At 56.5% G+C, this 19,823-nt stretch carries 19 protein-coding genes; 12 read left to right on the top strand and 7 right to left on the bottom strand.

Annotated elements, in window-relative coordinates:
• Positions 1-74: 74 nt before the first annotated feature.
• From ACU4F7_RS06355 to lipA, 11 genes are all read left to right on the top strand, one after another.
• Entirely contained in the window at positions 75-698 is a 624-nt protein-coding gene (locus ACU4F7_RS06355) for an adenosylcobalamin/alpha-ribazole phosphatase (RefSeq protein WP_029592210.1), read from the top strand.
• 277 nt (positions 699-975) lie between these two features.
• Positions 976-1,293, top strand: coding sequence for a ribosome silencing factor (rsfS, locus tag ACU4F7_RS06350; protein WP_024559123.1), 318 nt, complete (start codon positions 976-978; stop codon positions 1,291-1,293).
• 3 nt (positions 1,294-1,296) lie between these two features.
• Entirely contained in the window at positions 1,297-1,767 is a 471-nt protein-coding gene (rlmH, locus tag ACU4F7_RS06345; RefSeq protein WP_024559122.1) for a 23S rRNA (pseudouridine(1915)-N(3))-methyltransferase RlmH, read from the top strand.
• A 25-nt stretch (positions 1,768-1,792) separates the two neighbouring features.
• Positions 1,793-3,691: a peptidoglycan DD-transpeptidase MrdA gene (mrdA, locus tag ACU4F7_RS06340; protein ID WP_029592209.1), complete on the top strand. Its 1,899-nt coding sequence runs from the start codon at positions 1,793-1,795 to the stop codon at positions 3,689-3,691.
• 5 nt (positions 3,692-3,696) lie between these two features.
• Complete coding sequence (gene mrdB, locus ACU4F7_RS06335; RefSeq protein ID WP_024559120.1) at positions 3,697-4,809, top strand: peptidoglycan glycosyltransferase MrdB; 1,113 nt, start codon at positions 3,697-3,699, stop codon at positions 4,807-4,809.
• Between the two features lie 10 nt (positions 4,810-4,819).
• Complete coding sequence (gene rlpA, locus ACU4F7_RS06330; RefSeq protein ID WP_481638277.1) at positions 4,820-6,043, top strand: endolytic peptidoglycan transglycosylase RlpA; 1,224 nt, start codon at positions 4,820-4,822, stop codon at positions 6,041-6,043.
• Positions 6,044-6,188: 145 nt separating this feature from the next.
• Positions 6,189-7,400, top strand: a complete 1,212-nt coding sequence (gene dacA / locus ACU4F7_RS06325; RefSeq protein WP_029592207.1) for a D-alanyl-D-alanine carboxypeptidase DacA — start codon at positions 6,189-6,191, stop codon at positions 7,398-7,400.
• A gap of 105 nt (positions 7,401-7,505) precedes the next feature.
• Positions 7,506-7,769, top strand: a complete 264-nt coding sequence (gene ybeD, locus ACU4F7_RS06320) for a DUF493 family protein YbeD (RefSeq protein ID WP_007710678.1) — start codon at positions 7,506-7,508, stop codon at positions 7,767-7,769.
• A gap of 85 nt (positions 7,770-7,854) precedes the next feature.
• Positions 7,855-8,496, top strand: a complete 642-nt coding sequence (gene lipB / locus ACU4F7_RS06315; protein WP_481638276.1) for a lipoyl(octanoyl) transferase LipB — start codon at positions 7,855-7,857, stop codon at positions 8,494-8,496.
• 317 nt (positions 8,497-8,813) lie between these two features.
• Positions 8,814-9,779 (top strand): YbeF family transcriptional regulator, encoded by a 966-nt coding sequence (locus tag ACU4F7_RS06310; protein ID WP_029592205.1) that lies wholly within the window; start codon positions 8,814-8,816, stop codon positions 9,777-9,779.
• Positions 9,780-10,004: 225 nt separating this feature from the next.
• Complete coding sequence (gene lipA, locus ACU4F7_RS06305) at positions 10,005-10,970, top strand: lipoyl synthase (RefSeq protein WP_024560381.1); 966 nt, start codon at positions 10,005-10,007, stop codon at positions 10,968-10,970.
• Between the two features lie 95 nt (positions 10,971-11,065).
• On the opposite strand, the gene tatE is transcribed toward lipA, so the two are convergent.
• Positions 11,066-11,269 (bottom strand): twin-arginine translocase subunit TatE, encoded by a 204-nt coding sequence (tatE, locus tag ACU4F7_RS06300; protein ID WP_024551844.1) that lies wholly within the window; start codon positions 11,267-11,269, stop codon positions 11,066-11,068.
• A 127-nt stretch (positions 11,270-11,396) separates the two neighbouring features.
• The gene (locus ACU4F7_RS06295) at positions 11,397-12,185 is read right to left on the bottom strand and encodes a deaminated glutathione amidase (RefSeq protein WP_481638275.1); all 789 of its coding nucleotides are present in this window, start codon (positions 12,183-12,185) and stop codon (positions 11,397-11,399) included.
• 105 nt (positions 12,186-12,290) lie between these two features.
• On the opposite strand from ACU4F7_RS06295, the gene crcB reads away from it, so the two are divergent.
• Positions 12,291-12,674, top strand: coding sequence for a fluoride efflux transporter CrcB (gene crcB, locus ACU4F7_RS06290; RefSeq protein WP_481638274.1), 384 nt, complete (start codon positions 12,291-12,293; stop codon positions 12,672-12,674).
• 222 nt (positions 12,675-12,896) lie between these two features.
• On the opposite strand, the gene cspE is transcribed toward crcB, so the two are convergent.
• From cspE to ACU4F7_RS06265, 5 genes are all read right to left on the bottom strand, one after another.
• A complete protein-coding gene (gene cspE / locus ACU4F7_RS06285) occupies positions 12,897-13,106 on the bottom strand; it encodes a transcription antiterminator/RNA stability regulator CspE (RefSeq protein ID WP_002439184.1) in 210 nt (69 codons plus the stop codon).
• 187 nt (positions 13,107-13,293) lie between these two features.
• The gene (pagP, locus tag ACU4F7_RS06280; RefSeq protein WP_029592202.1) at positions 13,294-13,854 is read right to left on the bottom strand and encodes a lipid IV(A) palmitoyltransferase PagP; all 561 of its coding nucleotides are present in this window, start codon (positions 13,852-13,854) and stop codon (positions 13,294-13,296) included.
• A 163-nt stretch (positions 13,855-14,017) separates the two neighbouring features.
• Positions 14,018-17,137 carry an efflux RND transporter permease subunit gene (locus ACU4F7_RS06275; RefSeq protein WP_481638273.1) on the bottom strand — a complete coding sequence of 1,040 codons (3,120 nt, stop codon included), beginning with the start codon at positions 17,135-17,137 and terminating at the stop codon, positions 14,018-14,020.
• A complete protein-coding gene (locus tag ACU4F7_RS06270; protein WP_481638272.1) occupies positions 17,134-18,561 on the bottom strand; it encodes an efflux RND transporter periplasmic adaptor subunit in 1,428 nt (475 codons plus the stop codon). Before ACU4F7_RS06270 ends, ACU4F7_RS06275 begins: the two co-directional genes overlap by 4 nt.
• On the bottom strand, positions 18,558-19,814 hold the full coding sequence (locus ACU4F7_RS06265; RefSeq protein WP_481638271.1) for a TolC family protein: 1,257 nt from the start codon (positions 19,812-19,814) through the stop codon (positions 18,558-18,560). Before ACU4F7_RS06265 ends, ACU4F7_RS06270 begins: the two co-directional genes overlap by 4 nt.
• Positions 19,815-19,823: the final 9 nt, after the last annotated feature.

Here is a 19,823-nt window from a genome sequence, read left to right as displayed (position 1 = left end):
CATCTTTAGCCAAAGCCGCCGCCCTGTCGTTTTGCGGTGATAAACTGCATACAGATAAAGCGAGGAGAAGAAGAATGAAACTGTGGCTGGTGCGTCATGGGCAAACCGAAGCTAACGTGGCCGGGCTTTACAGCGGCCATTCGGAAACGGTGTTAACCACAAGAGGTATTCAGCAGGCGCAGGCCGTGGGCGAAATGCTAAAAGCGGCGCCGTTTGATAAAGTCCTGTGCAGCGCGCTGGGCCGTGCGCAGCATACGGCGAAGCTTATTGTCGCAGGCCGCAGCCTGACGCCGGAAGTCGAACCCCTGCTTAACGAAATGCATTTCGGCGACTGGGAGATGCGTCATCACCGTGATTTACAACGCGAAGACGCGGCTAACTATGCCGCCTGGTGCGCCGACTGGCAGAATGTCGTACCCACCAACGGCGAAGGTTTTCAGGCGTTTTCTCTGCGCGTAGAGCAACTCATCGCCCGTCTTCATACCATGAACGATGCGCAAAACGTCTTGCTGGTAAGCCATCAGGGCGTGTTGAGCCTGCTCATCGCCCGGTTGATGCAAATGCCCTCCGCTTCGCTGTGGCACTTTCTTATCGAACAGGGCGCATGGAGCATGCTGGAGCGATTCGATAATTTCGTTACTTTACGCACGCTCAACAACCGCGCGCCGTGGCAAGCCAACCTCCTGCCCGCCGTCTGATTTTACTTACGGGCATGGCGCATCAAGGCGATAGTCGCATACGCCCATTGACACAGCGGGGGATGCTGCTATTCTCCGCTGCCAGACTTTCTCCCGCCGCACGCGCCTTTCTGAAATTGTTTTACAAAAATGGCGATGCAAACTCTTGCCAGCGGTGGGATGATAGCCCACTTCTGTCCGCAGACCGGCCAAATGCGTCCGGTACGGCTACCAGAACAATCAAATCAAAGACGTGGCCTCCATGTCTGTTAACTTTTCACTCTCTCAGGGGGAAAACTTGCAGGGTAAAGCACTCCAGGATTTTGTTATCGATAAAATCGACGATCTGAAAGGTCAGGACATTGTCGCCTTAGACGTTCAGGGTAAATCCAGCATCACCGACTGTATGATAATCTGCACCGGCACCTCCAGCCGCCACGTCGTCTCTATCGCTGACCACGTTGTGCAGGAATCCCGCGCGGCCGGCCTGCTGCCGCTGGGCGTGGAAGGCGAAAGCGCCGCAGACTGGGTGGTGGTTGACCTGGGCGATGTCATCGTACACGTCATGCAGGAAGAGAGCCGTCGCCTGTACGAGCTCGAAAAGCTCTGGGGCTGACGGGTGAAGCTGCAGCTGGTTGCCGTCGGCACCAAAATGCCCGACTGGGTGCAAACGGGCTTTATCGAATACCTGCGCCGTTTTCCCAAAGACATGCCGTTCGAACTGGTGGAAATTCCCGCCGGTAAACGAAGCAAAAACGCCGATATCAAGCGCATCCTCGATAAAGAGGGCGAAATGATGCTGGCGGCGGCAGGCAAAGGCAACCGCATCGTCACGCTGGATATTCCAGGGCAGCCCTGGGATACGCCCCGCCTTGCCAAAGAGCTGGAGCGCTGGAAACAGGATGGGCGCGACGTCAGCCTGCTGATTGGCGGGCCGGAAGGTCTGGCCCCCGCCTGCAAAGCGGCGGCGGAGCAGAGCTGGTCGCTTTCGACCTTGACCCTTCCCCACCCGCTGGTGCGGGTGCTGGTGGCGGAGAGCCTCTATCGCGCGTGGAGCATTACCACCAATCACCCTTACCATCGTGAGTAACGCTACCAGGTAGACTAAGCAGCGGATGAAATTACAGAATTCTTTTCGCGACTATACGGCTGAGTCCGCGCTTTTTGTGCGCCGGGCCCTTGTCGCCTTTGTGGGGATTTTGCTGCTTACCGGCGTGCTGATCGCCAATCTTTATAACGTGCAGATCGTGCGCTTCAACGACTACCAGACGCGCTCGAACGAAAACCGCATCAAGCTGGTCCCCATTGCGCCAAGTCGCGGCATTATCTATGACCGCAACGGCATTCCTCTGGCGCTCAACCGCACTATTTATCAGGTTGAGATGATGCCGGAGAAGGTCGATAACGTACAGCAAACGCTTGAAGCGTTACGCAGCGTGGTCGATCTTAACGATGAGGATATCGCCAACTTCAAAAAAGAGCGCGCCCGCTCGCACCGCTTCACCTCAATTCCGGTGAAAACCAACCTGACGGAAGTCCAGGTGGCGCGCTTTGCCGTTAACCAGTACCGCTTTCCCGGCGTGGAAGTGAAAGGCTACAAACGCCGTTACTATCCTTACGGCTCCGCCCTCACCCACGTGATAGGTTATGTCTCAAAAATAAACGACAAAGATGTCGAGCGGCTCGATAAAGACGGCAAGCTCGCTAACTATGCCGCCACGCATGACATCGGCAAGCTTGGCATTGAGCGCTATTACGAAGACATCCTTCACGGCCAGACCGGTTACGAAGAGGTTGAAGTCAACAACCGCGGCCGCGTGATTCGCCAGCTTAAAGAAGTGCCGCCGCAGGCAGGCCATGACATCTATCTGACGCTCGATCTCAAGCTGCAAAGCTATATCGAAACCCTGTTGCAGGGCAGCCGTGCGGCAGTCGTCGTAACCGATCCCCGCACCGGCGGCATTCTGGCGATGGTCTCTACGCCAAGCTATAACCCGAACCTGTTTGTTGACGGCATCTCCAGCAAAGATTATTCGGCATTGCTCAACGACCCGAACACGCCGTTGATTAACCGCGCCACGCAGGGGGTTTACCCGCCGGCTTCTACCGTGAAGCCTTACGTGGCGGTTTCCGCGCTGAGCGCGAATGTTATCAACCGTAACACCAGCCTGTTCGACCCGGGCTGGTGGCAGTTGCCAGGCTCTGAAAAACGCTACCGCGACTGGAAAAAATGGGGCCACGGGCGGCTTAACGTCACCAAATCGCTTGAAGAGTCGGCGGATACCTTCTTTTACCAGGTCGCTTATGACATGGGCATCGACAGGCTTTCCGAGTGGATGAACAAATTTGGTTACGGCCACCTTACCGGTATCGATCTTGCCGAAGAGCGTTCAGGCAACATGCCGACCCGTGAATGGAAAATGAAGCGCTTTAAGAAGCCATGGTATCAGGGCGACACCATTCCGGTGGGTATCGGTCAGGGTTACTGGACCGCCACGCCGGTGCAGATGAACAAAGCGATGATGATTCTGATTAACGACGGCATCGTCAAAGTGCCGCATTTGCTGATGAGCACTAATGTCAACGGCCAGCAGGTGCCCTGGAAGCAGCCGGAACAACCGCCGGTAGGCGATATCCACTCCGGCTATTGGGAAATCGCGAAAGACGGCATGTATGGCGTGGCGAACCGCGCCAACGGCACAGGCCACAAATATTTCGCCAGCGCGCCTTATAAAATCGCGGCCAAATCCGGTACCGCGCAGGTGTTTGGCCTGAAGGCCAACGAAACCTACAACGCGCATAAAATTTCCGAGCGTTTGCGCGACCATAAGCTGATGACCGCCTTCGCCCCGTATGACCACCCGCAGGTGGCTGTGGCGATGATCCTGGAAAACGGCGGCGCCGGTCCGGCGGTAGGCACCATCATGCGTCAAATTCTCGACCATATTATGCTCGGGGATAACAACACCGACCTGCCGAGCGAGAACCCGGCTCAGACGGCGGCTGAGGATTAATTACCATGACCGACAATCCCAATAAAAAGTCGCTGTGGGATAAAATCCACCTCGACCCGACTTTTCTGCTGATTATTTTTGCGCTCTGCTTTTACAGCGCGATGGTTATCTGGAGCGCCAGCGGCCAGGATATCGGCATGATGGAGCGCAAGATTGGCCAGATTGTGATGGGGCTTATCATCATGATCGTCATGGCGCAAATCCCGCCGCGCGTTTATGAGGGCTGGGCGCCCTATCTCTATATCTTCTGTATTATTTTGCTGGTGGCGGTGGACGCCTTCGGCGCCATTTCAAAAGGCGCGCAGCGCTGGCTTGACCTGGGCGTCGTGCGCTTTCAGCCCTCGGAGATAGCGAAAATCGCGGTGCCGCTGATGGTGGCGCGCTTTATTAACCGCGACGTCTGCCCGCCTTCGCTTAAAAATACAGGCATCGCGCTGGTGCTGATTTTTATGCCAACGCTGCTGGTAGCGGCGCAACCGGACCTCGGCACCGCCATTCTTATCGCCGCTTCCGGGTTATTCGTGCTCTTTCTCTCCGGCCTGAGCTGGCGTTTAATCGGCATCGCGGTCCTGCTGCTGGCGGCTTTTATCCCGATTCTGTGGTTCTTCCTGATGCACGACTATCAGCGTCAGCGCGTTATGATGCTGCTTGACCCGGAAAGCGATCCGCTCGGCGCGGGCTATCATATTATCCAGTCTAAAATTGCTATAGGCTCCGGCGGCCTGCGCGGCAAAGGCTGGCTGCACGGCACCCAGTCGCAGCTGGAATTTTTGCCTGAGCGTCACACCGACTTTATCTTCGCCGTGCTGGCGGAAGAGTTGGGGCTGGTGGGCGTACTGATACTACTTGCGCTCTATCTGCTGCTGATTATGCGCGGCCTGTGGATAGCCGCTCGCGCGCAGACCACCTTCGGACGCGTAATGGCAGGCGGCCTGATGCTGATTTTGTTTGTTTATGTCTTTGTAAATATTGGTATGGTGAGCGGTATCTTGCCGGTGGTAGGCGTACCGCTGCCGCTGGTGAGTTACGGGGGCTCGGCCCTTATCGTGCTCATGGCCGGGTTTGGCATCGTGATGTCGATCCACACCCACAGAAAAATGTTGTCGAAAAGCGTATAAGAGGTGCGCAATGCGTAAGCAGTGGCTTGGCGTCTGTATCGCCGCAGGATTACTGGCGGCTTGTACTACCAGTGACGAGGGACAACAGCAGGCGCCTGTTGCGCCGCAACCGGCGGTCTGTAACGGGCCTGTTGTGGAAATCAGCGGCGCGGAGCCGCGCTATGAGCCGCTGAACCCCTCGGTTAACCAGGATTACGAGCGCGACGGTAAGCGCTATAACATCGTGCAGGATCTCTCCCGCTTCAGCCAGGCTGGCCTTGCGGCTATTTATGACGCGGAGCCTGGCAGCAACCAGACCGCATCCGGCGAACCTTTTGACCCCATGCAGCTGACCGCCGCGCACCCTACGCTGCCGATCCCAAGCTATGCACGCGTCACGAACCTGGCGAACGGCCGTATGATTGTGGTGCGCATTAACGACCGCGGGCCGTATGGCAACGATCGGATTATTTCGCTTTCTCGCGCCTCGGCAGACCGCCTGAACACCTCTAATAACACCAAAGTGCGGGTCGACCCGATTATCGTCGCGCCGGACGGTTCGCTCTCCGGTCCTGGCATGGCGTGTACAACGGTCGCCAAACAGACTTACGCCCTGCCCGCTCGTCCGGACTTAAGCGGCGGCATGGGCAGCGCGTCGTCAGCGCCAGCGCCTCAACAGCCGCAGGGCGACGTCCGCGCCATCAGTAACGATACGCTGCAAAGCGATGATGCGACCGGTGCGCCCGTCAAAAGCAGTGGCTTCCTCGGCGCGCCTACCACGCTAAACAGCGGCGTGCTGGAAAGCGAGGCGCCGACGCAGCCAGTTGTCGCCCCTGCTGGCGCTGTCGCCGCCCCGACAACCCAGCCGGCGGCAGCGCAGCCTGTCGTTGCCGCGCCGCAGCAAACCGCCCCTGCGCAGCCTGTTGGTCAGCCTGCCGCACCGGTTATCGCCCCTGGCTCCGTTCAGGGCAGCGTGCCGGGCGCTGCGGCCCCCGCCGCAGCGAGTGCTGCCGGAACGGCAGCCGCAGGCTATGTGGTCCAGGTGGGCGCCGTCAGCGATGCGGGTCGCGCCAGCCAGTGGCAACAAAAGCTGAGCCAGCAATTTTCGGCGCCAGGCCGGGTCAACCAAAACGGCGCAGTTTATCGCGTTCAGCTTGGTCCTTTCGCCAGTAAAGCCGAAGCCAGCGCGCTACAGCAACGGCTGCTAAGCGAGGCCCAGTTGCAATCTTTCGTCACTAACGCCGCCGCACAATAAAACGTGAAGGGCTGGCTTGCCGCTTTGTCAGTTAAGGTAAAGGCCATTAACAAAGTCATGAGCAAAGTCGGATGCCAGCCCAAAACGCATTTGTTATAGTAAGGCACTTTTTTTCATTTTCATCACGGATGTCGTTGTTCTGACCATGAAGACCACTCTCTCCGTTCGTTTTATGCAGCGCGTTGCGCTCGCGACCGCGTTTTCTGTCGCGGCACTTTCTACCGCTCACGCTGACGATCTTAATATCAAAACCATGATCCCAGGCGTGCCGCAGATTGATGCCGAGTCGTACATCCTGATCGACTACAACTCAGGCAAAGTGCTGGCCGAGCAGAACGCCGACACGCGTCGCGACCCGGCGAGCCTGACCAAAATGATGACCAGCTATGTCATCGGCCAGGCGATGAAAGCCAATAAATTCAAAGAGTCCGATCTGGTCACCATTGGCAATGATGCGTGGGCCACCGGTAACCCGGTGTTCAAAGGTTCGTCTCTGATGTTCCTGAAGCCCGGCATGCAGGTGCCAGTTTCACAGCTGATTCGCGGTATCAACCTGCAGTCGGGCAACGATGCTTGCGTAGCGATGGCGGACTATGTCGCAGGCAGCCAGGATGCTTTCGTCGGGCTGATGAATAACTATGTAAACGCCCTGGGCCTGAAGAATACCCATTTCCAGACGGTGCATGGCCTTGATGCTGATGGTCAATACAGCTCCGCTCGCGACATGGCGCTGATTGGCCAGGCGCTTATTCGCGACGTGCCGAACGAATACTCCATTTATAAAGAAAAAGAGTTCACCTTTAACGGCATCCGCCAGACCAACCGCAACGGTCTGCTATGGGATAACAGCCTTAACGTGGACGGCATTAAAACCGGCCATACCGATAAAGCAGGCTATAACCTGGTGGCATCAGCGACTGAAGGCCAGATGCGCCTGATTTCCGCTGTGATGGGCGGCCGCACCTTTAAAGGGCGTGAAGCAGAAAGTAAAAAACTGCTGACCTGGGGCTTTCGCTTCTTCGAAACCGTGAATCCGCTGAAAGCGGGCAAAGAGTTCGCCTCTGAACCGGCGTGGTTTGGCGACAGCGATCGCGCTTCGCTTGGCGTGGATAAAGACATTTACCTGACCATTCCGCGCGGCCGCATGAAAGATCTGAAAGCAAGCTATGTGCTGAACACCTCTGAACTGCACGCGCCGCTTGCTAAAAACCAGGTGGTGGGCACCATTAACTTCCAGCTCGACGGCAAAACTATCGACCAGCGCCCGCTGGTGGTGCTGGAAGAAATTCAAGAAGGCAATTTCTTTGGCAAAATCATTGATTACATCAAACTGATGTTCCATCACTGGTTCGGCTAAAAAATGACCACTTGAAAGCCTCAGATTTGTCCCCATATACTAGGCATCAATCCAACTCCCGCTACGGCGGGAGTTATTATTTTTTGACGTAACGCTGGAGCTGACATGAAAACCAAACTTAACGAACTGCTTGAGTTCCCTACCCCCTTTACTTACAAAGTGATGGGTCTGGCGAAGCCTGAGTTGGTTGATCTGGTCGTTGAGGTTGTGCAGCGCCACGCCCCTGGCGACTACACGCCGCAGGTTAAACCGAGCAGCAAAGGGAACTACCACTCGGTTTCTATCACCATTAATGCAACGCATATCGAGCAGGTTGAAACGCTCTATGAAGAGCTAGGCAATATCGAAATCGTCCGCATGGTGCTGTAATCGCGTCGCCCGGCCATAGCCGGGCAATCTCCCTCCCCCGGCTGTGATATACTCCCCGCACCTTATTCCTTCCGGAGACGCTGTTTTGTTTCAGGATACCCTTCTGATACGCCAGCTCGGCCTGCAGCCTTATGAGCCTATATCGCAGGCGATGCATGAGTTTACCGACACCCGCGACGAGACTACCCCAGACGAAATCTGGCTGGTCGAGCATCAGCCTGTTTTTACCCAGGGGCAGGCGGGCAAAGCGGAGCATGTTTTAATGCCGGGCGATATTCCGGTTGTTCAAAGCGATCGCGGCGGGCAGGTTACCTATCACGGCCCCGGGCAGCAGGTGATGTATGTGTTGCTTAATCTTAAACGCCGCAAGCTTGGCGTACGCGAGCTGGTGACGCTTCTGGAGCAAACCGTCGTTAATACCCTGGCTGAGCTTGATATTGAAGCCCATCCTCGTGCGGATGCGCCTGGCGTCTATGTGGGCGAGAAAAAGATCTGTTCGCTGGGGCTGCGCATCCGTAAAGGCTGCTCTTTTCACGGCCTGGCATTGAACATTGATATGGATCTTACGCCTTTTTTACGCATCAACCCGTGCGGATACGCAGGCATGGAGATGACGCAAATCAGCGCGTTGCGCCCGGGCGCGAGCATCGAAAAAATCCAGCCGCGCCTGGTCCATCACTTTTTAGCGCTGCTTAACAATCCCGCCGCGAAATATATTCCTGCTTAAAATTCTATTCAGGCCGCAATGCGCTATTGCGGCCATTCGCGCCGTTTATTTGTCGCTTTACAATCTGTGATGGATTATATATTTTCTTTTCGCCTGAACGAGCAATTATTAATTCAGGCAATAAATAATGACAGTGCGGTCAATGCGAGAATAATCTGAAAAATCGTTTTTCCTGCTTGCCGTTAGCGGAAAGTCCTATTCACTTAAATAGTGAAACGACACGTCAACGGCTTTATTGTCTGCTTAATCGCCAATTTATAGATTTAATAAATATAATCAATTTATTATATGTTTTATCACTGTATTTGGAGCGTAGCGTGGAATTCAACCATCCCCCGGAGCACCCCGGCGCCAGAAAAAACGATGCGAACAAACCGCAAATATTCCAGACGCTGCGAAATATCGATCTCAACCTGCTGACCATTTTTGAAGCGGTTTACGTTCATAAAGGGATAGTGAACGCGGCCAGAATATTGAACCTGACGCCTTCAGCGATTAGCCAGTCGATTCAAAAATTACGGCTGATATTTCCTGACCCGCTCTTTATCCGCAAAGGCCAGGGCGTTACGCCGACCGCCTACGCCTCTCATTTGCACGAGTATATCAGCCAGGGGCTTGAGTCGATTCTCGGCGCGCTCGACTTCCACGGCGAGCATGATAAACAGCGCACGCTCAGTATCGCCACTTCGCCTTCGGTGGGCGCGTTGGTTATCCCTCAAATTTACCAACTGATTCAGCAAGTCAATCCTAACCTGCAAATCCGCAACATCCCGCTTACCGATACCGAAGCGCAGCTCAGCCAGTTTCAGACCGACCTGGTCATTGACGCCAGCTCATGGTCCTCACGCACCCTGAGCAGCCACGTGTTGTTTAAAGACCGTGTCGTAATGGTATGCCGTCGCGGCCATCCCTGCAGCGAAGCGCCTGTTTCCATGGAACAGCTGCAGCGCTACGGTCAAACCCTTATCATGATGCCAAACGAAGCGCTCAGCAGCCTGCGTAAGCAAATTAACGCCCTGCTGCCTAATCGCAACGTCACCTTTAGCAGCTACAACATGGTGACCATAGCCGCAATCATCGGCAGCAGCGATCTGATAGGCTTTATGCCCGGCAGGCTGTATGAAATGTTTAAAGAGAGCTGCCAGTTAAGCGAAGTGAAAAGCGAAATTTTGATTGATGAAGGCGTGGATATTTCCCTGCATTACAACAAGTTCAGCCTGCGCGACCCGGTAGTGCAGAGCGTCATTGAAGCGCTGGTGGAAGGCTTTGGCAAGCACGAATAAGGGCTCATGGATATCAGACGCCTGCGTACAGGCGTTTAACCCACATAAGGGCACGAAATAACAACTATTTTACAATTCTTTCTCTATTTCCCGTGCCCGCAGGCTGATTTCTGCCTGTTACTAATGATATACTGCGTGCCGCTAATTCAAAAATAGTTGATAAATACAACGTTTGCTTGAATTGAGACGCTTTCCTTCGTTATCCGCAACTGGAACACGCACGCTATGAGTAAACCCATTGTGATGGAACGCGGTGTGAAATACCGCGATGCCGATAAAATGGCCCTTATCCCGGTTAAAAACGTGGTTACAGAGCGCGAGGCACTGCTCAGAAAGCCGGAGTGGATGAAAATCAAACTCCCTGCCGACTCTACCCGTATTCAGGGAATTAAGGCGGCGATGCGCAAAAACGGCCTCCATTCCGTCTGCGAAGAGGCCTCTTGTCCGAACCTTGCGGAATGCTTTAACCACGGCACCGCCACCTTTATGATTCTGGGCGCTATCTGCACCCGTCGCTGCCCGTTCTGCGATGTGGCCCATGGCCGACCGGTCGCGCCAGATGCTAACGAGCCGCAGAAGCTGGCGCAAACCATCGCCGACATGGGTCTGCGTTATGTTGTTGTCACCTCTGTTGACCGCGATGATCTGCGCGACGGCGGTGCCCAACACTTTGCGGACTGCATCAGCGCGATTCGTGAAAAAAACCCGAGCATCAAAATCGAAACGCTGGTGCCCGATTTCCGCGGCCGCATGGACAAAGCGCTGGACATCCTCACCGCTACGCCGCCGGATGTGTTTAACCACAACCTGGAAAACGTGCCGCGTCTTTATCGCCAGGTACGTCCGGGCGCCGATTACGCCTGGTCGCTGAAGCTGCTGGAACGCTTTAAAGAAGCGCACCCGGATATCCCGACCAAATCGGGTTTGATGGTGGGTCTTGGCGAAACAAATGAAGAGATCGTTGCGGTAATGCGCGACCTGCGCGCCCACGGCGTAACGATGTTGACGCTGGGCCAGTATCTGCAGCCAAGCCGTCATCACCTGCCGGTACAGCGTTACGTAAGTCCGCAAGAGTTTGAAGAGATGAAAGCGGAAGCGCTGGCGATGGGCTTTACCCACGCAGCCTGCGGCCCGTTTGTTCGTTCCTCTTACCATGCTGATTTGCAGGCGAAAGGGATGGAAGTCAAATAACAGCGTAACATCCTGTTACTCTCGGGCTTTCACCCACAAAAAAACCGGCCGCTTAGCGCCGGTTTTTTTATACCCCTTAAACGGGCAGTACGCAGTTACTCTTTGTGAGAGAGACGCTCTGCGGACGCGTCAGCCGCCGGGGCGTTTTTCGCGCTGGCGTCGTCGTCGTTCATCGCTTTCTTAAAGCCTTTGATTGCAGCGCCAAGGTCACCGCCCAGCGTGCGCAACTTTTTGGTACCAAACAGCAGGATCACCAGCGCGGCGATCACCAGAAGCTTAGTAATACTAATTTCACCCATACATACCTTCTTTAAAAAACTGGCGCTTAAATGGCCACCCGAAAGCCCGCACTTATTAACGGACATTTGAGCCCGACACACAATAGCAATCTGTAACAAGGTGAATCAAGCGTTGCGTAAAAAAACATCACAACAGACTCGGTGGAGCGAAGCGGCGGTTTTTCAGCACCGGTAATCTTTCCCGCACCTGCGCAACGCGCTGCGAAGAAATCTCAGCAAAAACCATCTCCGGCTCCTCGGCTGCGGCGGCGATGGTAATGCCGAAGGGGTCTACTATCCGGCTATGGCCGATATTCTTATTGCCGCACTCGCCCGCCGCCGCCAGATAGCAGGTTGTATCAAGCGCCCTGGCGGCAAGCAGCGTCGCCCAGTGATGCTCTTTGTGCGGGCCGCGCACCCAGGCGGCGGGTAACGCCAGCACCTCAGCGCCAGCTAACGCCAGGCTTAGCGCCAGCTCAGGAAAGCGCAGGTCATAACATGTCATTAATCCGACTTTCATGCCCGCGACTTCAATCAGCGGAGGAACGGTCTCACCGGCGTCGACATATCGCGACTCTTGTACAGAAAACGCATCGTACAAATGGAGCTTTTCGTACCGCACGATAATTTTGCCGCCTCTGAGCCCCAGCAGCGTGTTTGCCGCTCTTCCGCTGGTTGTGGGCACATGCACCGTCAGAAGCGTCGTGAGCGCGTTTTTACGGCTCTCCTCGCGTAATATGCGTATGTACTCGCCATCCAGCGTCTGCGCTGATTTCACGGATAAATCCGGGTCGCTGTCTTCACGCGCCAGCAACGCCTCCGGCAAAACCAGCAAATCGGCGCCCTGTTTTGCCGCTTTAGCCATCATCTCCACACAGGTCAGCGCGTTCTTCTGCCAGTGCGGCGTAACGGCGAACTGCCCAACAGCGATTTTCATTATTTTTCTCCCGTACGCTTTTTTAACGAGTATATCGGGGATAGCCAGGCTGTGCGGAGCGGCGGTAGACTTTAGTTTCTGAAATTTCTGCTGATGGATCTTAACGTGGTAAATATTTTACTGGCCGTTTTTATCGGCGGCGGCACGGGCAGCGTGCTGCGCTGGTGGCTAAGCCTGCGCCTTAATCCGCTGCATCATGCCATTCCGCTTGGCACGCTGACGGCAAACCTGGCAGGCGCATTCATTATCGGCGCAGGGCTTGCCTGGTTTAACCGCCTGACGCATATCGATCCTGTGTGGAAACTGCTTATCACCACTGGCTTTTGCGGCGGCTTAACCACCTTTTCTACCTTCTCCGCGGAAATGGTGTTTTTATTGCAGCAAGGACGTTTTGGCTGGGCCGCCTTGAACGTGGCGGTAAACCTGGCGGGCTCGTTTACGATGACGGCGCTCGCATTCTGGATCTTTTCCGCCGCCAGCGCCCATTAACGTTTACATCTTAATCCAGTCTTAATCTTTCTCTGCCACCATGGCGGCATCGTCATTTTGAGGTGTCGCCATGAAAGAGAATTTGCAAAGCCTGGGGGCCATCCTGCTGAGCGTGCTGGTCGTCGCCGCCTTCTTAAAAACGTTTTTGTTTTACTGAAGGCTGCCGAAAAAGAGGCATAAAAAAACCCGCCAGTGGGCGGGTTTTGAAATTCTTGCTGACGCTTACAGAGCGATTACGTTAGCAGCAGAAGGGCCTTTGGCACCGTTAGTGATTTCGAACTCAACGCGCTGACCTTCAGCCAGAGTTTTGAAACCATTGCTCTGGATTGCAGAGAAGTGTACGAACACGTCTTTGCTGCCATCTTCCGGAGTGATGAAACCAAAACCTTTGGATTCATTAAACCACTTAACGTTACCTTTAATCTTAGACATCAAAATTACCTTTACATGAAAAAACGACACAAATGCTGTGTCGGGTATCAGTACATCAATTGTGATGGCTTTTGTCCAGTCGAACTTTGCTAAAAAGTGATAAAAGTCGCCAACTTTTTTTCCGCCCTGCTTTTAACCCTTGTTTTTACAGGGATTGAAGTGTGACGAAGGCCAAATTTTTTTTAGGTTACTGAAACGTAAGCCGCAACCAGGCAAAGTAGACGTTGCCGTTGTTATAGGTTCCGGGAATGTAAGTCATCTGAAACGTCGCCGGTCCGTATCCTACAGACGCCAGGGGCAAGACCAACGGAACCGGGATATAGTTCCAGTTCTCACGCATCGTTACGCCCACGGTATAGCCAAGCCCAAGCCGGAAATTATCGTCAACAAGCGGGCGCCATGTAGCTTCCCAGCCATAGCCGGCGATGGGTTCCCACTCGTTAAATGAATCCTTAAACGCCATGGCGTACAGCCCGTGCCAGTTGCCTTTTTCATCCCAGCGCGACTGGCCGAAACCGGCGCCCCAGGGTCGCTCATTGTACCTGTCGGTTTTCTCTTTATCGTAAGCGAAGCGCGCATGCCAGGTGATAACGGGCAGATAGCCGTCATAGTGCGCAGGCTCATTCCACGTTTGCGCAATATTATTCTTGAGCGTTGTAAAAGGCTTAGGCAGGCGTTTATTTTCCGCTGCGCTGGCGTTATCAAATGAAAACAAGAGAGGAATAAGAAGGGTTACCGCTTTTTTCATCAATTAAGTTCTTACTTATAAAATATGTTTCAGGCCAACCTTAGCAAAGGTTAACTAAATAATAGCTTAACCACAGCGAGCTTAATCCGAAATTAGCTTAGAATAATGATTATGCTTTGACTGAGAGTGATAAAAAAACCGCCCCTTATGGAGCGGTTAAAAGCTATTTTCGCCGATGAATAAGAAAATAGAGCGCGGGAATAACCAGCATGGAAAGCAGCGGCGCGGTCACCATGCCGCCTATCATCGGCGCAGCGATGCGGCGCATCACCTCTGCGCCGCTTCCGTCGCCCCACATGATGGGCAATAGCCCCGCCATGATGGTGGCGACCGTCATCGCCTTGGGCCGCACCCGTAGCACCGCGCCTTCGTGAATAGCAGCTTCAATATGTTCGTTATTTTCAGACGTCTGCGAGGTACGTTGTTTCTGCATCGCCTGATTAAGGTAAAGCACCATAATAACGCCAAATTCCGCCGCAACGCCTGCCAGCGCGATAAAACCCACCGCTCCGGCAACGGAGAGATTATATCCGAGCAACCAGAGCAACCAGATGCCGCCAATAAGGGAAAATGGCAGCGTTCCCATAATTATCAGGGCATCGCTCAGTCGTCCAAAAGTGATATAAAGCAGAATAAAAATAATCAGTAAGGTGAACGGCAGGACGATTTTCAGCTTTTCGGCGGCGCGCTCCAGATATTCAAATTGCCCCGACCAGGCAAGCGTCACCCCCTGCGGCAGTTTCACCTGCTGCGCAACGGCCTGCTGCATGGCGACGACGGCAGAGCGCAAATCACGCCCGCGCAGGTCAACGAACACCCAGCTGGAAAGACGTGCATTTTCGCTTCTTAGCATCGGCGGCCCTTCAACAAGGGCTACCTCCGCCAGCTCACCCAGCGTCACCTGCGCGCCGCCTGCGGTCACTACAGGCAACTCGCGCAGCTTCTGCACATTGTCGCGCCATTCGCGCGGATAGCGAACGTTAATGGGGTAGCGCTCCCGCCCCTCCACCGTTTGCGCAATATTGTCGCCGCCGACCAGGCTCTCCACCATCGATTGCAACTCTTTTACCGAAACGCCATAGCGCGCGGCTTTGCGTCTGTCGATGGAGATATCAACGTAGCGTCCGCCCGTCAGCCGTTCCGCCAGGGCCGAGGTTACCCCTGGCACATTTTTCACCGCCTGTTCTATCTGCTGCGCCACCCGTTCAATATCCGCAAGCGAATTGCCGTTGACCTTAATGCCCACCGGGCTTTTAATCCCCGTCGCCAGCATATCGAGGCGGTTGCGGATAGGCGGCACCCAAACGTTAGCGATGCCGGGCACCTGCACCACACGGTCCAGCTCCTCAACCAGCCTGTCCATGGTCATACCAGCACGCCACTGCGCGCGCGGTTTAAAGCGAATGGTGGTTTCAAGCATCGTGAGCGGCGCCGGGTCGGTCGCCGTCTCCGCCCGCCCCGCCTTGCCGAATACGCTCTCTACCTCCGGCACCGTTTTAATAAGCCGGTCGGTCTGCTGAAGCAGTCGGGCCGCTTCGCGGGCCGAGATCCCGGGCAGTGTGGACGGCATATAGAGCAAATCGCCTTCATCCAGCGGCGGCAGAAACTCGCTGCCGAGACGGCTGAGCGGCCACAGCGTAACCAGCAGCAGGGCAAATGCCAGCGCCAGCGTCGCCTTCGGCCAGGCCAGCGCTTTATTGAGCAACGGCTCGTAAGCGGCGATAAGCCAGCGGTTAAGCGGGTTTTCTTTTTCTGTACGAATGCGCCCGCGAATAAACGCGCCCATCAGCACAGGCACGAGCGTAATCGCAAGCCCGGCGGCGACGGCCATCGACCAGGTTTTGGTAAAGGCGAGCGGCGAAAACATGCGCCCCTCCTGCGCTTCCAGCGAAAAGACCGGAATAAACGACAGCGTAATAATCAGCAGGCTGCAGAACAGCGCAGGCCCGACTTCTGCCGACGCCTCGGCGGCGATACGCCAGTAGTCGCCGCCGCGCGGCTCCTGCTCCGGATGCTCCCGCCGCCAGTGCTCAAGCGCTTTATGCATGTTTTCAATCATCACGATGGCGCCGTCGACCATCGCGCCAATAGCGATAGCGATGCCGCCAAGCGACATGATGTTGGCGTTAATGCCCTGGTAATGCATCACCACGAAAGCGCCCAGGATCCCGAGCGGCAGTGAAACCATGGCCACCAGCGCCGAGCGAAAGTGGAACAGAAACAGGGTGCAGACCAGCGCTACCACGATAAACTCTTCGATAAGTTTATGGGTGAGCGTGTCGATAGCGTGTCCGATAAGCGTCGAGCGGTCATATACCGGCACAATCTCTACGCCTTGCGGCAGCGTGCGCTGAATATCAGCAAGCTTCGCCTTCACGGCGTTAATCGTCTCCAGTGCGTTTTTACCGTAACGCATCACGATGATGCCGCCCGTCGCCTCCCCTTCGCCATTCAGCTCCGCCACGCCGCGCCGTATCTCCGGCCCATGACGCAGGGTGGCGACATCGCCAAGCATCACCGGTACGCCGTTGCGGTTTATCACCACCGTGTCGCGCAAATCATCAAGGCTCTGAATATAGCCCGTGGAGCGCACCATATATTCCGCTTCGCCCATCTCCACTACCGCGCCGCCGCTCGCCTGGTTGCCGCTTTGTATGGCGTCGATAACTTGCTGATGCGTAATGCTTAACGCGCGCAGCTTCTCGGGCAGCAGAACGACCTGATACTGGCGCACCATCCCGCCCACGCTCGCCACTTCAGCCACATTGGGAACGGTTTTGAGTTCATACCTCAATGTCCACTCCTGCAACGAGCGCAGATCGGCGAGGCTATGCGTGCCGCTGCGATCCACCAGCGCGTATTCATAAACCCAGCCTACCCCGGTGGCGTCCGGCCCGAGCGAGGCTTTCGCCTGGGCGGGCAATTGCGACTGCACCTGGCTTAAATATTCAAGCACCCGCGATCGCGCCCAGTAGAGATCGGTGCCGTCTTCAAACAGAATGTAAATGTAGGCGTCGCCAAACATGGAAAAGCCGCGCACGGTCTTCGCGCCCGGCACTGAGAGCATGGTGGTGGTAAGCGGATAGGTCACCTGATCTTCTACAACCTGCGGCGCTTTTCCCGGGTAGCTCACCCGCACAATGACCTGGACATCCGAGAGATCGGGCAAGGCGTCCAGCGGCGCCCGCATGAGAGACCAGACGCCCCAGACGGCCAGCCCCAGCGTCGCCAGCAGCACCAGCAGACGGTTTTTCAGCGACCAGCGAATAACAAGCGCGATCATGGCTTCGCCTCCCCGGCAGGCATGAGGTGGGTAATCACCGCTCCCGCTTTCTCATCAACGGTAAAATGAAAGGTCACCTTGTCCCCTACCCATATTCCCGTAACGGGGCGCGCAAGCGCGAAATCCATGGTCATCGCCCCCCAGTTAAGCGCCGGAATGGGGCCATGCGCGAGGGTGACGCTGTCTGCTTCCAGCGCTTTCACTACGCCCTCGCCGGCATAGCTTGCGCTCATGTCAGCCTCTTGCGGCAGCGCGCTGCGCAAACTCGCTTCGGAATCGATAAGGAACTGACCGGAAGTGACCACTCGCTCTCCCTCCTTGAGTCCGCCAAGCACTTCCACAAAACCGTCGCTACGCATGCCTGCCGTCACGTTAACCGGCGCAAAGCGCCCTCCCTCCTGCGCCACCAGCACCCGACCGCCACTGCCGGTCTCAATCAGCGCCTCTTCGGGAATAGCCAGCCGGGAGGGAATGGCCGTTTCCTTAGCGCGTTGCACAGTCAGGTACATGCCGGGCCGCAACTTTTGCTGCGGGTTATCCAACACCACCCGCGCTTTTCGCGTGCGCGTTCCGCTCTCAAGCGTTGGCAGCAGTTCGCTTACGCGGCCGGTAAACCACTCGCCCGGCCAGCTTTCGCTGCGGGCGACCACTTCACTCGCGGGTTCCAGCGCTTGCGAGGCGGGGTAATCCACCACCAGCCAGACAGAGTCCAGGCCTGCTAACTCAAACAGCGGCGCGGTCGCCGCTACCTGCGCCCCTTCCCGCGTTTCAAGTTTTGTGACATACCCATTCCGGCTGGCCCGCAGGGTCACACGCGGTTGCGGTTTGCCGCTGCGCTCAACGAGCGCGATCACCTCCTGAGGCATAAACTGCAGCGCCAACCGTTCACGGGCAGCATTGCTCAGCGCCGGGTCGCCAAGCTGCCGCACCGCCAGATAAGCCTGCTGGGCCGCCGTCCACTGCGGGATCCAGAGTCTTGCCAACGGCTCGCCCGCTTTAACCTGTTGCCCCGTCGCGCGAACAAACAGCTTTTCCACCACGCCGGTCGCCGTAGCGGGCACCACCTCCACGCTGCGCTCATCCTGCTCTACGGTGGCGAAAGCGGAGAAAGGCGACGTCAGCGCGCGCCGTTCGACTGGCGCGGTGCGCATGCCAAGGTTTTGCTGCTGGCGGGCGTCCACCGTCACGCCGCCCTGCTGCGTCTCTTCATCGGCGTAGCGCGGCACCAAATCCATTTCCATAAAAGGCGATTTGCCTGGCTTATCGAAACGCTGGCCTGGCACCATGGGGTCATACCAGTAGAGCACCTGACGCTCCGGCTTCTGGCTTGCGCCTTCAGACGCTTGCTCACGACCAGCCCAGTAGCCCGCCGCCGCCGCTATAAACAGAGAGAGCGCTAACGCGATTAAGGTTAATTTTTTCATTGTGCTAACGCCTCGGGAGTGAGGTAACGAAGGGCGACCCAGCGGCTGGCGAGCGCCTTTTCGGCGCTGATGGCGCTGGTTTCGCTGTTGAGCACGTCGCGTCGCGCCGCCAGCACGGCGGCAATATCGCTTTCGCCTGCGCGATATTGCGCTTCCAGCAAGGTAAGCCGCTGGCGCTGCAGCGGGACTATCTCCTGCTGCTGACGAGTCCAGAGCGTCTGCGCAGCCTGATACTCCGCAAGCAGCGTGCGCACCCGGGCTATCTCATCCCTCGTCACCTGCGCCAGCTTGTCGTTCGCCTCATAAGCGCGGGAGAGATCGGCGGCGTAATCCTTTTGCTGGCGGTGCCCCTGGAACAGCGGCAGATCGACGGTCACCATAATGCCCGCCATATCCTCTTCCCGTTGTGCACGTTTGCCGTACCACACCTCCACCCCGACATCCGGTTTTGCCGCCACCGCAGACTGGGCGGAGCGGGCTTTCGCAACCTCCGCTTCCCGTGCGGCAAGCGCAAGCTCCGGGTGCTGCGCGATCGCCTGTTCAAGCGCGGCAGGGTCGGCGGGCAACCGCTGATAGCGCGGCAGCGGACCGCGCGTATCAGTAATGTCCTCGCCCGTTAATTGCAGCAGCCGCGTTCTGGCAAGCGTAACGTCGCGCTCAGCAAGGGTGACATTATCGCGAAGCGCCGCCAGCGCCATCTGCAGCTCCACCACGGACGCGGCGGACGTTTCCCCGGCGCCGACCCCCGCTTTCTGTGCCGGCAGCTGGCGTTCGGTTTCCACAACCAGCCGTTGCGCCGCCTGCAGCGCTTTTTGCGACAGGGCGAGATCACACCAGGCCTGCGCCGCATCGCGCTGCAGGGCGGCGAGAATGACATCCGCTTTCGCCCGGACGCTAGCGGATTCGGCGATAAGGGTCTGGGCTTTGCGTTCGCGCTTTTCGCTGCTGACATACTCCTGCATTACGCCGATACGCTGCATGGTCATGCCGTCGCGGGTGAAGCGACGGGCATTGCCGCCCTCCACCGGCACGTTTTCAATACCGACTTTCAGTTTCGGGTCCGGCAGTTCGCGCGCCGAGTCCGCCATGGCGCGCCAGGCGCGTTCCTCGTTGCGGCTGGCGGAAAGCCCGGCGGAGTAGCGCTGTGCGGCGCTCAGGGTTTGCTCCAGCGTCCACGGCGCCGCCTCTGCGGCGGAATAGACGCAGGCGAGCACGCCCCCTGCGAGCCAGAGGCTCAGGGTTGTTAGTTTCATCACGCCTCC

The organism is Franconibacter pulveris (genome assembly GCF_056780215.1).
Note: the sequence above shows the minus strand (reverse complement) of the source record. Positions and strands in the feature narration are given on the sequence as shown.

Coding starts and splice junctions, on each gene's coding strand:
- ACU4F7_RS06355 (WP_029592210.1), top strand. CDS start 75: ATGAAACTGTGGCTGGTGCGTCATGGGCAAACCGAAGCTAACGTGGCC.
- tatE (WP_024551844.1), bottom strand. CDS start 11,269: ATGGGTGAAATTAGTATTACTAAGCTTCTGGTGATCGCCGCGCTGGTG.
- rlpA (WP_481638277.1), top strand. CDS start 4,820: ATGCGTAAGCAGTGGCTTGGCGTCTGTATCGCCGCAGGATTACTGGCG.
- dacA (WP_029592207.1), top strand. CDS start 6,189: ATGAAGACCACTCTCTCCGTTCGTTTTATGCAGCGCGTTGCGCTCGCG.
- ACU4F7_RS06265 (WP_481638271.1), bottom strand. CDS start 19,814: ATGAAACTAACAACCCTGAGCCTCTGGCTCGCAGGGGGCGTGCTCGCC.
- ACU4F7_RS06275 (WP_481638273.1), bottom strand. CDS start 17,137: ATGATCGCGCTTGTTATTCGCTGGTCGCTGAAAAACCGTCTGCTGGTG.
- ACU4F7_RS06270 (WP_481638272.1), bottom strand. CDS start 18,561: ATGAAAAAATTAACCTTAATCGCGTTAGCGCTCTCTCTGTTTATAGCG.
- mrdA (WP_029592209.1), top strand. CDS start 1,793: ATGAAATTACAGAATTCTTTTCGCGACTATACGGCTGAGTCCGCGCTT.
- cspE (WP_002439184.1), bottom strand. CDS start 13,106: ATGTCTAAGATTAAAGGTAACGTTAAGTGGTTTAATGAATCCAAAGGT.
- ACU4F7_RS06295 (WP_481638275.1), bottom strand. CDS start 12,185: ATGAAAATCGCTGTTGGGCAGTTCGCCGTTACGCCGCACTGGCAGAAG.
- mrdB (WP_024559120.1), top strand. CDS start 3,697: ATGACCGACAATCCCAATAAAAAGTCGCTGTGGGATAAAATCCACCTC.
- pagP (WP_029592202.1), bottom strand. CDS start 13,854: ATGAAAAAAGCGGTAACCCTTCTTATTCCTCTCTTGTTTTCATTTGAT.
- lipA (WP_024560381.1), top strand. CDS start 10,005: ATGAGTAAACCCATTGTGATGGAACGCGGTGTGAAATACCGCGATGCC.
- ybeD (WP_007710678.1), top strand. CDS start 7,506: ATGAAAACCAAACTTAACGAACTGCTTGAGTTCCCTACCCCCTTTACT.